Raw genomic sequence first — 13,955 nt, forward strand, 5'->3', positions numbered from 1 at the left:
GCAACTTGATCCTAAAACCCTAGACAAAGCACTTGCCTTAGCATATTCTTTTCTATCTTTGCCAGTCGCTCAACTGGGTAGCGAGAAAATAACGTACATGATCCACAAATGTTAGCCCTTGTTGTCTGGTTCCATGTCCCATTCCTGGAACCACATAATAAGCCCCATCGGGAAATTTTTGAGCGCAAGCACGAGTATCTTTAATATTAACAATTGGATCATTCGCGCCAATTAAAAAACGCACTCTTCTGGGAAGTTCGACTTGTTGAACATAGTTCATCGGGTTACATTCCCAAGTATATTTATCTTCATATTTGAGATGTTTAGCTAATTGTAAAAGCTGCACTACAGGTTGTAAATCCGGCTGGAATTTTTTTAAGAATATTTCTGCTAAATTACCAAGGGGCGAAGCTGCTAAATCAGGTAAAAAACCATATCCCCAACTTTTAGCAAATGATGGCAGATCAGCATGACCAATAGTGCCTAGTAGTCTATCTCCCAAGCTATGTGCTGTAAAGGTATATGCAGATAGCAAGACTCCCATACTAACTCCAAATAATGCCAATTTTGTCTGACTCAGATTATAGCGATCGCAGCAAAAATCTCGTATTCTAGAAATATCCTGGGCAGTACTGCGAAATATAGATAAAAGTAATGCTGTATCAAAGGCAATACCTCGGTCAATTAATGGCTTAATTTCGTTCTGCACTACAGCTGTAAATGTACGTACTAAGCTACGTTCACCCGCAAAAGGTGTATCGAATAAAGCCACAGCTATACCCATTTGCGTTAATGTCGGCACAATAAAAGCATTCCAACCATAAGGCGCACACATCCCCTGCAAACCAATTACTAAGGGTGTGTCTTGTGTAGGCTGGTGCTGTGGTAAAAAAACGGCGACAGGAAAACCACTTAATCGTTCATCAATGTCAGCCACGCCAGTGTAAACATAAGGTTCATAAAACCAGTGGCGATGCCCATTTACACCATCAAAATTAATGGTATCCATTAGAAGTATGAAGTATGAAATAATCTATCATACTTGCTCTTGCATACAAAGTCTCAAAACATCGGATAGGCTAGGCTGGCTTTATTTGTGTAGTCTTATGGGAAGTTTACTTCGTCTCCATCCAATTTTCCCCGGCGCGGACTTCTACCAGTAATGGCACAGTTAAAGTTACAGCATCTTCCATCACTGATTTAATTTGTGGTTGTAATTCTTCCCATTCGTGAGGCGGAACTTCAAACACTAATTCGTCGTGAACTTGCAATAATAAACGTGCTTGATATTGTTTTAAAATTTCATGCAATCTCACCATTGCAATTTTGATAATATCAGCACTAGAGCCTTGAATGGGTGCGTTGGCAGCAGAACGCAGCAAGCCAGCATCAAAAGCACCTATATTTTTTAATTTACTCAAATCAATATCTGCGGGATTAGTATTTTTTAACTTGCGTAAGCTGTTGGTTTGGAAATCAAAATAACGCCGCCTACCGAGGATAGTTTCAACATAACCTTGTGCGATCGCTTGTTTTTTCACGCTCTCTAAATATGCAAATACTTTAGCATAACGTTCGTTAAATCGCTTAATAAATTCATTAGCAACATTCTTATCTATCCCTGTAGAACGTGAGAATTTCAGCGAACCCATACCATAAATTACACCAAAGTTAATTGTCTTGGCTATTCTTCTTTCATCTGGGGAAACATCTTCTTTTTCAAATACCAATCGCGCTGTTACTGTGTGAATATCTTCATTTTGTTGATATGCTTTCACTAACAATGGTTCTTGACTCAAATGTGCTAATATCCTCAACTCAATTTGTGAGTAGTCAGCAGCAACCATTAAGTAATTTTTTTCGGGTAAAAATGCTTTGCGAATTTGCCGACTAAAAGCAGTTCTAATGGGGATATTTTGTAAATTTGGGTTGGAAGAAGATAACCTACCAGTTGATGTGGCGGCTTGGTTAAAATCCGTATGCACACGTTGAGTATCTTGACGTACCAACGCAGGTAAAGCGTCTACATAAGTAGATTTTAATTTAGATAATGTGCGATACTCAATTATCGCCTCGACAAACCCAGTGTTATCAACTTCTAATAGCTTTTCTAAAGTTGCGGCATCGGTAGAATAGCCAGTTTGAATTTTACGAGAATATTTAGTACTTAATCCTAACTTTTCAAACAATATTTGGCTCAACTGTTTTGGAGAACCTAAATTAAATTTTTCGCCAGCTATTTCTGTTGCTTGTGCTTCTAACTTAGCTAAATCGATTTCTAACTGTTGTGAAAGTTCTTGCAGATAAGCAGAATCAATGCTGACACCTGTGTATTCCATCTCTGCGAGAACGGCTTCTAATGGCTGTTCTACTTCTAGTAATAATTTTGATAAAGCTGGAAATTTATCCAGTTCTTCGCGCAATTTTGGTACTAGTTGCCATGTCGCATAAACTTGGAAACAACAATAATTGGCGACAGCCGCAATACCTAAGTCAGCAATGGTTTTACCTTTAGGAACTAATTCGGCATAATTTTGAATAGATAAACCTAAATATCGTAAAGCCAAATCAGTTAAATTATGACTAGTATCGGTATTTAAAACATAACTAGCCAGCATGGTGTCAAAGACAATGCCAGCTAAGTTAATTCCTTGACAGCGAAATACTAAGCGGTCAAATTTACCATTTTGGAATGTCTTCGGATAATTAGCACTTTCTAAAATTGGACGTAGTGCTGCAAGTGCTGTTTCTGGATGTAAATTTTCCCCGTTTTTATGCGCCAGGGGAATATATGCTGATTCATCTGGTTGCGTTCCCCAACAACAACCAATTCCGACTAAAGCTGCATCTCGTGGTTCTAAATCGCTGGTTTCTGTGTCCCAAGCTACTGGGTTTGTAGGGTCAGTAAATTGTTGCAATATATTTACTAACTCAGTCAGTTTAGCTTCACTATTAATTATCCGTGGCTGAATTTCTGAAACTGGTTGCTGTTGATATGCGGCTGTTTCAGCAGCAGTGAAAAATGATAAATCATCACCATCATCATCTATGCTGGATGCTTCTACATTGGCGGGAGTTTCTGTAACTTCACCACCAAATTTCTGTTGAATTTCGTTGATTTTCTTTAAAAAAGTATTGAACTCTAGTTTTTCTAAAATAGGAGTGAGATTACTTGTGTCAAATCCGGTTAATTGGCAGTTGTCTAAGTTAACTTCTAAAGGTACTTCGGTGACTATTTGTGCTAAATATTGCGACTTTTTCGCATCCTCTTGACCTTCGGTGAGTTTTTTTTGGGTTGCGCCTTTAATTTCTGCTATGGCTGCATAAATATTCTCCAAAGAACCATAGGTATTTAATAGCTGAACTGCCGTTTTTTCACCTATGCCTTTCACCCCAGGAATATTATCTGATTTATCACCACACAAAGCTTTATAATCGACAATTTGTGTAGGTAATACGCCTAATTTTTCTTTAACTTGTTCTACACTAAATTCTGTGATGCTATTTGTGGCGCGTTTGAGTGCATCAGGACTAAAGTTTAAAACGGTAATTTCTTTGTCTGGGTCAATGAGTTGAAATAAATCGCGATCGCCTGTTAAAATTTTCACCTTATAACCAGCCGCCGTGGCTTTTTGCGCTAAGGTTCCCAACACATCATCAGCTTCGTAACCAGGCGCAGTAAAAATCTTCAGGTTCAAGCCTTCGAGTAATTCATGCAGATTTTTTAAATCAGGAACAAAGTCTTCTGGTGTCCCCGGACGGTCGGCTTTGTATGTATCATCAGCTTCGTGGCGGAAAGTCGGTAAACCCAAATCAAACGCAACCGCCATTGCTTTTGGCTGTTGTGTTGTCATCACTTCCAGCAAAGATTTGAGAAAGCCAAAACAGACACTCGTCGGTATCCCCGTTTTAGTTCGCAGTCCGCCATCTCGTCCTTTGGCGAAAGCAAAATAAGAACGAAATGCTAAAGAATGTCCATCAACTAAGATGAATGTGGGGCGTGTTGTAGTTATGGTAGTAGAATTTTCAGACATATTTATATTGTAGCGAATAATGGGGAATTAAAGAGTTTATCAGTCAAGATTATGGGATAAATTTAACCGCAGATGAACGCGGATGGACGCAGATATTTTTGATTATTTTTTGACGTTTAGTGGTTTTTATTTTAGTAAGGTATAAGCCAGAATAGACTTCTTATAAAAATCATGATCATAGTAGCATCTTTCTTTGCGCCTTTGCGCCTACCGCAAGCGGAACGCCAAGGGCGAATGCGTGAGACACAAAAAATTATGTAAGAAGTCCAAGACTTTATACATCAACACATTAGGAAACGCGATTGACTGTTTTATTTCCACACAATAATTTATTTATCATTTCAATATTCATCCCTAAGCAAAATTTAATTGCACTCTGAATAATAATCCCTAACTACTTTAGTGATTTTTGCAGTCTTCTTCTAGATATAAATATTATTTATTCCCTTAGTCAGAAGAGTTTTTTGATTCTCCTATCTAAAGTAAACCCAGATAGAGAGATTTTTGACAAGAGCAATCATATCTTATTCGTGAATTGATTGATAGTGGTTTTATCTGCTGATAAAAAACATCGCTGTTTCTCAGCGTTAAATTATTTTTATCTCAGAGGTTGTTTTAAAAGTGGTTCGCTGTGATTATTAGCACTTACAGATCCCCCCAACCCCCCTTAAAAAGGGGGGCTAAGAGTCTCTTTAAGTCCACGCCACTTGCTTCAAGTCGGGGAACCCGCCCAACGCAGTGGCTCCCCTTTTTAAGGGGGATTTAGGGGGATCTAAAATGTTTGGCTACCAACACTAGGAGTTTTAAAACATCCTGTCATCATTTCCCACAAATTTTTCATCAACATCCCAAATCTTAATGGCAATTATTTTAAGTTAGGAAAATAATTATGACTACACAAGAAGAATTGCATCAATGGTATGAATTAGCCCAACAGTTGCGTGTTGATAGCATTCGCGCCACCACAATTGCGGGTTCTGGTCATCCGACATCATCTATGTCGGCCGCGGATTTGATGGCGGTTTTACTGAATAAATATTTGCACTACGATTTTGAACATCCCGAAAATCCGAATAACGATCGCCTGATTTTTTCTAAAGGTCACGCTGCACCATTGCTTTATTCTATGTACAAAGCCGCAGGTGTGATTAACGATGAAGAATTGCGATCGCTGCGAAAATTGGGTAGTCGTTTAGAAGGTCATCCCACACCTATTTTACCTTGGGTGGATGTGGCAACGGGTTCTCTGGGGCAAGGCTTACCGATTTCTGTGGGGTTAGCGTTAGCTGGGAAATATCTTGACCAACTTCCCTATCATGTCTGGGTGTTACTGGGAGATAGTGAAACCGCCGAAGGTTCGGTTTGGGAAGCCTTTGACCATGCTGCACACTATACCTTAGATAATTTAATTGCCATTATTGATGTCAACCGCTTGGGTCAACGGGGGCAAACGGAATTAGGCTGGAATACGCAAGCATACTCTCATCGTGCGAAAGCCTTTGGTTGGCAAGCCATAGAAATTGATGGTCATGATTTTACCCAAATAGATCATGCCATGAATACCGCGATCGCCGTTAATGATCGCCCGACCGTAATTATCGCCCGCACCAAGAAAGGTCAAGGCGTGGCTAGTTTGGCAGATTTAGGCGGTTGGCATGGCAAAGTTTTAAAACCTGAACAAGAACAGCAAGCAATTGCCGAATTAGGCGGTGAACGTCAGATGATTATCCAAGTTCATCAACCAGAAACCCAAGAACCGGTTCCTACGGGTAAACCCCAACCCCTGCAACTGCCTCGTTATGAAAAAGGCGCAAAAGTAGCCACACGTCGGGCTTATGGCGATGCTTTAAAAGCGTTAGGCAATGCTCAACCAGATGTAGTTGCCCTTGATGCTGAGGTCAGTAATTCCACGTATGTCGAAGACTTTGCCGAAGCTTTTCCCGAACGTTACTTTGAAATGTACATCGCCGAACAACAAATGATTGCGGCGGCGGTGGGTTTGCAAGTCAGAAAATATAAACCCTTTGCTTCTACCTTTGCCGCCTTTTTAACCCGCGCCTACGATTTTATTCGGATGGCGGCTGTGTCCCGTGCCAACATTAAATTAATGGGTTCTCATGCTGGTGTCTCTATCGGTCAAGATGGCGCTTCCCAAATGGGGTTAGAAGATTTAGCGGCGTTTCGGGCTGTGTGGAGTAGCACTGTATTGTATCCCAGCGATGCTAATCAAACCGCCAAATTAGTAGCGCAAATGAGCGATCGCCAAGGTATTGTTTACTTACGTACAACCCGCGAAGCTACACCCGTCATTTACAGTGCGGAAGCAGAATTTCCCATTGGTGGTAGTAAAGTTATCCGCAGTTCTGACCAAGACCAAGCCACCATCATCGGTGCGGGGATTACCTTACATGAAGCCCTCAAAGCTTATGAACAACTGAAAAACGCCGGGATCACAGTCCGCATCATCGATGCTTACTCAGTCAAACCCATTGATATACCAACCCTACATCAAGCCGCACAAGACACCGAAGGTAACTTAATCGTAGTCGAAGATCATTGGCTAGAAGGCGGATTAGGTGCGGCGGTGCTAGATGCTTTCGCTGGCGTTGGGGAAATGCCAACTTACGAAGGGCCACAACTACAACTGATCAAATTAGCCGTGAGTGAAATGCCCACATCAGGAACCCCAGAAGAACTACTCCACGCCGCCAAAATCGATGCTGATGCCATTATTGCCGCAGTGCGATCGCTAGTCAAACATCCAGTGAATGGAGTGCTGAGTGCTGAGAGGGGGTAGACAAGGTAGAGGGGGTAGACAAGGTAGAAAGATTACTCCCTTCCCTTGTCCCCCTTGTCCCCCTTGTCCCCCTGCCCCCCTGCACCCTGCCCCCTGCCCCCCTGCACCCTGCCCCCTACCCTACCCCCTCCCACTCAAAGCTGCAACAACACCTACTAACTGCATAGGTTCAACAGGTTTAGCAAGGTGCATCTGGTAGCCTGCGGCTAAAGCTTCGGTATAATCTGCATCAGTAGCATAGGCGGTGAGGGCGACGGCGGGAATTTGCCCACCAAGTTCGGGGCTGAGTTCTCTGATTTGGCGTATCAGCATATAACCATCTTGTTCTGGTAAACCAATGTCAGACAAAAGGACATCATAACCGCCAGGATTTGCCACTAAAGTTGATAAAGCAGCACTAGCAGAGGCGACGGCTGTAACTTCAATTCCATATTCTTCCAGAATTATTTGAAATAATTGGCGGATGTCTGGTTCGTCGTCTACTATTAGTACCCGCACACCTGCTAAGGCGGGAAGGTCATCGGGTGGGATTTCCGGTAGGTTGTTTCTGGTGACGGATGGTAAGGGAGGAATCGGTACAGGAATTTCTGGCTGATTGGCTTGTAAAGGCAGTTTGACAATGAATGTTGCGCCTTGACCTTCTCCGGGGCTGTGGACTTCTATTGTCCCGCCGTGGAGTTCTACCAAGTGACGCACAATCGACAGCCCTAACCCTAAACCTGGATTAGAACGTGTTTTGCTGCCATCTGCTTGGCGGAAGCGTTCAAAAATATAAGGTAAAAATTCTGCACTGATGCCTTGACCTGTATCACTGACTTGTATTTGCGCTTGTAAATTTGTGTACTCTAAGGTGATATCAATTCTGCCGTTAGCTGGGGTAAATTTGATGGCATTTGAGAGTAAATTCCAGAGTACCTGCTGTAAGCGGACTGGATCTCCTATCATTGGTCGGCTGGTGGAGGCAAAATTCGGATTAATTTGAATATTTTTGGTGTCTGCGGCTAGACGTACCACCGCGATCGCTGCTTCAATAATTGGCACTAGTTCAATTTCTTGGGCATTCATTTGCAGCCTACCAGAACTAATGCGGGAGATATCCAACAAATCACTAATCAAATGGGCTTGGGTTTGGGCGCTATGTTCAATGGCTGCTAAACCTTGGTTGACTGTGGTTTCGTTCAGTTGCTGAGTGCGGAGTAAAGTTGCCCACCCCAGCATTGCATTTAACGGGTTTCGCAGTTCGTGAGACAGAATTGACAAAAATTCATCCTTGGCGCGGTTGGCGGTCTCGGCGGCTTCACGGGCTGATTGTTCTTGTGCCAATAGTTGAGTTCGTTCTGCTTCTAGCTGTGTTTGTTGGGTAATATCTTCAATCACCAACAATATCATCGGCATATCATGAATGTGCGACAATTTCCGCGCATTCAACCGCATAACTTTCTTCCCAATTGGATGAAAGTCATGCTCAACTTCTAAATCTTGAAATTGACTTTGTTGCGGCAGAATATTTTCTAGGAGCGATCGCAATTGGGGAATATTCCATTGGCCATCGCCGATTTCATAAATCAAACGCTGTTCGGTTTCGGCTGGTAATACATTAAATTTTTCATAGAAAAACTGATTAGCGGTAATTACCCGCAAATCTGTATCTAATACCACCAAAGATTCTCGCACAGTGGCGACAATTGCTTCTGCATAATCTCTAGCAGCTGTAACCTGTCTGGCGCTGCGTTTGAGAGCATCAATATCAACCAATACCACAACAGCACCATCTATTTTGTTATCGATAGTGCGATAGGGGCGAATACGTAAATCATACCAATGACCTTCTTGGTCTTGGACTTCCTGAGTTTTAAAATTGAGTGTGTTGATCACCTCGATAATTTGCTGCTCTAAATCAGGAATATTTAAATTGTGATTAATATCACTGAATGGCCGCCCCACATCGGGAGGAATTAAGTTAAATATAGTTTCTGCAACCGGAGTAAACCGCCGAATGCGTAAATCACCACCTAACATCAAGATGGGAATATTAATACTGCTGAGGAGATTTTGTAAATCGTTGCTGACTTGGGTGGATTCTAGATTACGGCGTTGTAGTTCATCATTAATTGTGTTTAATTCTTCATTCGTGGCTTGAATTTCTTCTTTTGCAGTTTCTAGTTCTTCGTTAGTGCTTTGCAACTCTTCGTTACTAGAGAGAATTTCTTCGTTAGCTGCCCTTAAATCTTGATTGGTAGCTTGTTGTTCTTCAATAATCGATTGTAAATATTCTTTAGTAGTGGCTAACTCTTGTCGCAGTTGGTTAATTTCTTCTTGTTTATGAGTTTGTTTGCTTTTAATATTATCGCTAGATAAATCTAACAAAGAAGTTATATTTGCTGGCATCTCAGCAAACATCACTAAAAAGTAACGGTCTGTAGTAGCTGGGACATTAAAAGGTAAAACTTCAATTTTTACCAGTTTAATTTGGTCGTTATCTCTAACTTGAATGCCTTCTTTTTTTACCATCACACCACGCTTTTTAGCTTGGTGAATTGCCGTGCGTAATTCTAGTTTTAATTCTTCTTTAGCAATTCTCAGCAAATTAAAACTTGGTCTACCTAATGGTAGTTGTAAATAAGGACTTGTTTGCCCACGAAACTGCAAAATTTCTAAATCACTATCAATAATTACACCAACCGGAGCATACTGCTCTAACACAATTCGGTCAGCCACTTTCTGGATTTCCACATCATTCCAGATTCTCTCACTGACTGGTAGTGGCTGATTCAAAGTTTCGCTGGGATAGTTACTGCTAATTAAATTAATTCCCAGGCGTGTCACAGCCATTTTACGCGAGTAAATTTTGTACTTGCGGTCAATCAAAGTAAACAAATTACTAAATTCGCCCACTGTCTCGGATGTACCTAACATCAAAAAGCCAGTTTGTTGCAAACCATAGTGAAAAAGTGGCAGCAGTTTCTTTTGGATAGTCGCACTCAAATAAATCAAGACATTGCGACAGGTAATTAAATCCAGATGGGAAAAGGGCGGATCACTAATCAAGTTTTGTCTGGCAAAAACACAAACCTCTCTGACTGGTTTGCTGATTTGGTAGCCACCTTCTACTGGCGTGAAAAAACGTTGCAGACGCTCAGGAGAAACATCAATTAATTGGTTATGTTGGTAAATCCCGATCCTGGCTTTTTCAATGGCGATTTCATTAATATCCGTAGCAAACAATTGAATCGGTTTATCAATGCCTTGATTCTGTAAATATTCCAATAAACAAATTGCAATTGAATAGGCTTCTTCTCCTGTGGAACATCCCACTACCCAAATCCGAATTGGGGTATTAAGGTTTTGCCCTTTGGTAATCTGGGGAAATATTTTAGTTTTTAAAGCTTCAAAAGCTTCTGGATCACGGAAAAAACTAGTAACAGTAATCAAGACATCGTAATACAATGCTTTAACTTCTGCGGGATGCTCCTGAAGATAATTGGTGTAATCTTCTAATCTCTCTAGTTTGTATAAAATCATGCGCCGCAGAATGCGCCGCTTGAGGGTGGTTTGCTTGTAAAAGTTAAAATCAACGCCTGTGGTAGCCTTTAACAGACTAAAGATTTGCGATAAAGCATTTTCTTCAGTTGCTCGAACTTCAATTGATTGTGCGGGATTTGAGGGACGAATGTAGGGATGAAGACTGAGATGAGCTAACTCTTGAGCGATCGCTTGTGGTGTTAATACAAAGTCTACCTGACCAGAAGCCACAGCCGTATTTGGCATACTACTCACCTGAGCCGATGTTTCACTTTGGGCAAAGGTAATACCTCCCGCTTCTTTAATTGCTTCTAACCCGCGTGCGCCATCAGAATCACCCCCAGACAACACCACGCCAATAGCTTTACTACCCCGTTCCTGAGCCAACGAAAAAAAGAATGTATCAACTGACATTACTTGTCCGCGAATTTTCTGGCGCGGACTCAAATTTAACTTGCCCTCAGAGATGGTCATCATCGCATTGGGGGGAATCACATAAACATGATTCGGTTCCACCTCCATACCATTTTCAACTTGTGTGACTGGCATCTCAGTGGTTTGGGACAAAATCTCAGCCAAGATACTTTTTTTGTCGGGACTCAAGTGTTGAATAAACACAAATCCCATCCCTGTATTTTTGGGCAAATGGCTGAGTAATTGGGTAAATGCTTCCAAACCTCCGGCAGATGCACCAATCCCGACAATGGGAAATAATTCATTTTGGTATGTTTGTTGCTGTTCGTTGGAATTAGAAGACTGAGATTTTTTTGTCCGCCTAGAGTTCATGATCTACAAAGGATTACAGGGCATTACATGAGCTGTACATAAAATACGATGTTGTTGCTTAGACTGTAGCCAGCCAGAGATAGATATTCAAGACTTACACACAAAAGTTGTCTGTTAAAAATGGGTGTAAAGGTAAGAGGGTGTGGGAAGTGTGGGAGGGGTGGGAGGTGTGGGAGGATGGTGAAGAAATCTTTCCCCCATACTCCCCACACTCCCCATACTCCCCGCTCTCCCCGCTCTCCCCACACTCCCCTCTCTCCCCATACTCCCCACACCCCTCCCACACCCCTATACCCTCACACCCCTACACCCAATCTTCATAGATAATCTCTCCTATACCCCGCCACCCTTCCCAAATCCTTGATTTTTCGTCTGACTGCGTAAGTCCTCAGTTATTATTTTCTAAAAATCATCCCGGAGAATCTTTGATCCCCCCCTTATCAGAGGCTACATACAGTCATAAACTGAAAGTGAGAGTTGAAAGGCAGTCGGGAGAAATTTTGTGAAAAAAGTTTTAGCAATCATTCTCGGTGGTGGCGCAGGCACCCGCCTTTACCCTTTAACCAAACTCCGGGCAAAACCAGCAGTTCCCGTAGCGGGGAAATATCGCTTAATTGATATCCCTGTGAGTAACTGTATTAATTCGGAAATTTTTAAAATCTACGTCCTGACACAATTCAACTCAGCTTCTCTGAACCGTCACATTGCTCGTACTTACAACTTTAGCGGATTCAGTGAAGGGTTTGTGGAAGTGTTGGCTGCACAACAAACTCCAGAAAACCCCAACTGGTTCCAAGGTACAGCCGATGCAGTGCGACAGTACTTGTGGATGTTGGAGGAATGGGATGTAGATGAATTTTTGATTCTCTCAGGTGATCACCTTTACCGGATGGATTATCGTCAATTCATCCAGCGTCATCGAGAAACCAATGCTGATATTACCCTCTCGGTAATTCCCATTGATAACCGTCGGGCTTCTGACTTTGGCTTGATGAAAATCAATGATGCTGGGAGAGTGGTTGACTTTAGCGAAAAGCCCAAAGGTGAGGCTTTAGCAAAAATGCAGGTTGATACCACCATTTTGGGATTAACCAAAGAACAGGCCGAAGACCAGCCATATATCGCCTCAATGGGGATTTATGTCTTTAAGAAAGATGTTTTGATCAAGTTGCTGCGGGAAAAACTCGAACGGACTGACTTTGGCAAAGAAATTATCCCTGATGCAGCCCAAGATTATAACATTCAAGCTTATTTATTTGATGATTACTGGGAAGATATCGGGACAATTGAAGCATTTTATAATGCCAATTTAGCCTTAACCCAGCAACCACAACCACCTTTTAGCTTCTACGATGAAGAAGCACCAATTTACACCCGTCCGCGTTATCTACCACCCACCAAATTATTAGATTGCCATGTCACCGAATCAATTATTGGTGAAGGCTGTATTTTGAAAAACTGCCGCATTCAACATTCAGTTTTAGGAGTGCGATCGCGGATTGAATCGGGCTGTATCATCGAAGAATCTTTGCTCATGGGCGCAGACTTTTATCAAGCTTCTGTTGAGCGTCAATGCAGCATCGACAAAGGTGATCTCCCCGTAGGCATTGGTACAGATACCATCATTCGCCGGGCAATTATTGATAAAAATGCCCGCATTGGTCACGATGTTAAAATCATCAACAAAGATAACGTCCAAGAAGCTGACCGAGAAAGTCAAGGCTTCTACATCCGTAGTGGGATTGTAGTTGTCCTCAAAGGTGCAGTCATTACCGATGGGACAATTATTTAAGGAACGCAGGAGTTGAAAGGCAGGGGGCAGGAGGGTAATAAGCTACCGTGTACACACAAGTTATGGAATTACCCCACCCTAACCCTCCCCTTGGAAAGGGGAGGGGACTAGATTTGCTTATTTCCCTCCTTTCCAAGGGAATAAAGGAACTAGATTTGCTTATTTCCCCCCTTTATAAGGGGGGATTAAGGGGGGTAATTCGACTTGTGTGTACACCGTAGTGGTAATACAAAGAGGGATTCAAACCCACCTCTTGCTATCTGAGTTGAAAGTGCTGAGTTTGAAACTTTGAATTATGAGTACGACAAACTATTACTTTTCACTGTTTTCTCACTCAGCACTCAGCACTCAGCACTCAGCACTCCTCTTACTCATCGGTCTGCCGGGTAGCGGCAAGTCAACTTTAGCAAAACAATTAATAGCTAAATGCCCCCAGATGCAACTGATTTCTACAGATGCCATCCGGGGGCAATTGTTTGGCGATGAAATTATTCAAGGGCCGTGGTTTTTGATTTGGCAAGAATTAGAACAGCAACTTCAAAAAACAGTTATGGCTAATCAATCAGCAATTTTTGATGCTACCAATGTTCAAAGAAGCCATCGCCGCGACTTGATTACCTTTAGCCGTGACATAGGTTTTACGCAAGTGGTGGGAATTTGGCTCACTACACCAGTATGGCTGTGTTTGGCTCGCAATAAAAGACGCGATCGCCAAGTTCCCGAAGAAGTCATCTTCCGAATGCACCGCCAACTCCGAGACGCTCCACCCAGCATCGAAGAAGGATTAGACGACTTGATTAAAATAGGGTGTGGGGTGTAGGGGTATAAGGGTGTGGGGAGAGAGGGGAGAGAGGGGAGTGTGGGGAGTGTGGGGAGTGTGGGGAGAGAGGGGGGAAAGATTTCTTCACCATCCTCACACACCTCCCACACCTCCCACACCTCCCACACTTCCCAAAGTACGGGAATTGCGCTGACGCAGTGAGCAAGAACCCCACTTGCAATTGTGTTTTGTTTGTTAATTTAA

General features: G+C 42.4%; 6 protein-coding genes. 3 read left to right on the forward strand and 3 right to left on the reverse strand.

The annotated features are described in order from the left end of the window. Positions 1-52 precede the first annotated feature (52 nt). Positions 53-1,009: an alpha/beta fold hydrolase gene (locus tag H6G28_RS03295; RefSeq protein WP_190668959.1), complete on the reverse strand. Its 957-nt coding sequence runs from the start codon at positions 1,007-1,009 to the stop codon at positions 53-55. A 106-nt stretch (positions 1,010-1,115) separates the two neighbouring features. Further along, a complete protein-coding gene (gene polA / locus H6G28_RS03300) occupies positions 1,116-4,034 on the reverse strand; it encodes a DNA polymerase I (protein ID WP_190668960.1) in 2,919 nt (972 codons plus the stop codon). Between the two features lie 889 nt (positions 4,035-4,923). Between polA and H6G28_RS03305 the strand changes: the two genes are divergently transcribed. Further along, the gene (locus tag H6G28_RS03305) at positions 4,924-6,831 is read left to right on the forward strand and encodes a transketolase (RefSeq protein WP_190668963.1); all 1,908 of its coding nucleotides are present in this window, start codon (positions 4,924-4,926) and stop codon (positions 6,829-6,831) included. Positions 6,832-6,951: 120 nt separating this feature from the next. Here H6G28_RS03305 and H6G28_RS03310 read toward each other — a convergent pair whose 3' ends face one another. Then, on the reverse strand, positions 6,952-11,139 hold the full coding sequence (locus tag H6G28_RS03310; protein ID WP_190668964.1) for a chemotaxis protein CheB: 4,188 nt from the start codon (positions 11,137-11,139) through the stop codon (positions 6,952-6,954). Positions 11,140-11,641: 502 nt separating this feature from the next. Here H6G28_RS03310 and H6G28_RS03315 point away from each other — a divergent pair. Beyond that, positions 11,642-12,931, forward strand: a complete 1,290-nt coding sequence (locus tag H6G28_RS03315; RefSeq protein ID WP_190589374.1) for a glucose-1-phosphate adenylyltransferase — start codon at positions 11,642-11,644, stop codon at positions 12,929-12,931. Between the two features lie 295 nt (positions 12,932-13,226). Continuing rightward, positions 13,227-13,751, forward strand: a complete 525-nt coding sequence (locus tag H6G28_RS03320; RefSeq protein ID WP_190668966.1) for an AAA family ATPase — start codon at positions 13,227-13,229, stop codon at positions 13,749-13,751. The last annotated feature ends 204 nt before the right edge of the window (positions 13,752-13,955 follow it).

The organism is Nostoc sp. FACHB-190 (genome assembly GCF_014696905.1).
Classification (GTDB): Bacteria; Cyanobacteriota; Cyanobacteriia; order Cyanobacteriales; family Nostocaceae; genus Nostoc_B.

What these genes read in the sequence shown, in the direction of transcription:
- H6G28_RS03310 (WP_190668964.1), bottom strand. Translation starts at nt 11,139, where the DNA reads ATGAACTCTAGGCGGACAAAAAAATCTCAGTCTTCTAATTCCAACGAA.
- H6G28_RS03320 (WP_190668966.1), top strand. Translation starts at nt 13,227, where the DNA reads ATGAGTACGACAAACTATTACTTTTCACTGTTTTCTCACTCAGCACTC.
- H6G28_RS03295 (WP_190668959.1), bottom strand. Translation starts at nt 1,009, where the DNA reads ATGGATACCATTAATTTTGATGGTGTAAATGGGCATCGCCACTGGTTT.
- polA (WP_190668960.1), bottom strand. Translation starts at nt 4,034, where the DNA reads ATGTCTGAAAATTCTACTACCATAACTACAACACGCCCCACATTCATC.
- H6G28_RS03305 (WP_190668963.1), top strand. Translation starts at nt 4,924, where the DNA reads ATGACTACACAAGAAGAATTGCATCAATGGTATGAATTAGCCCAACAG.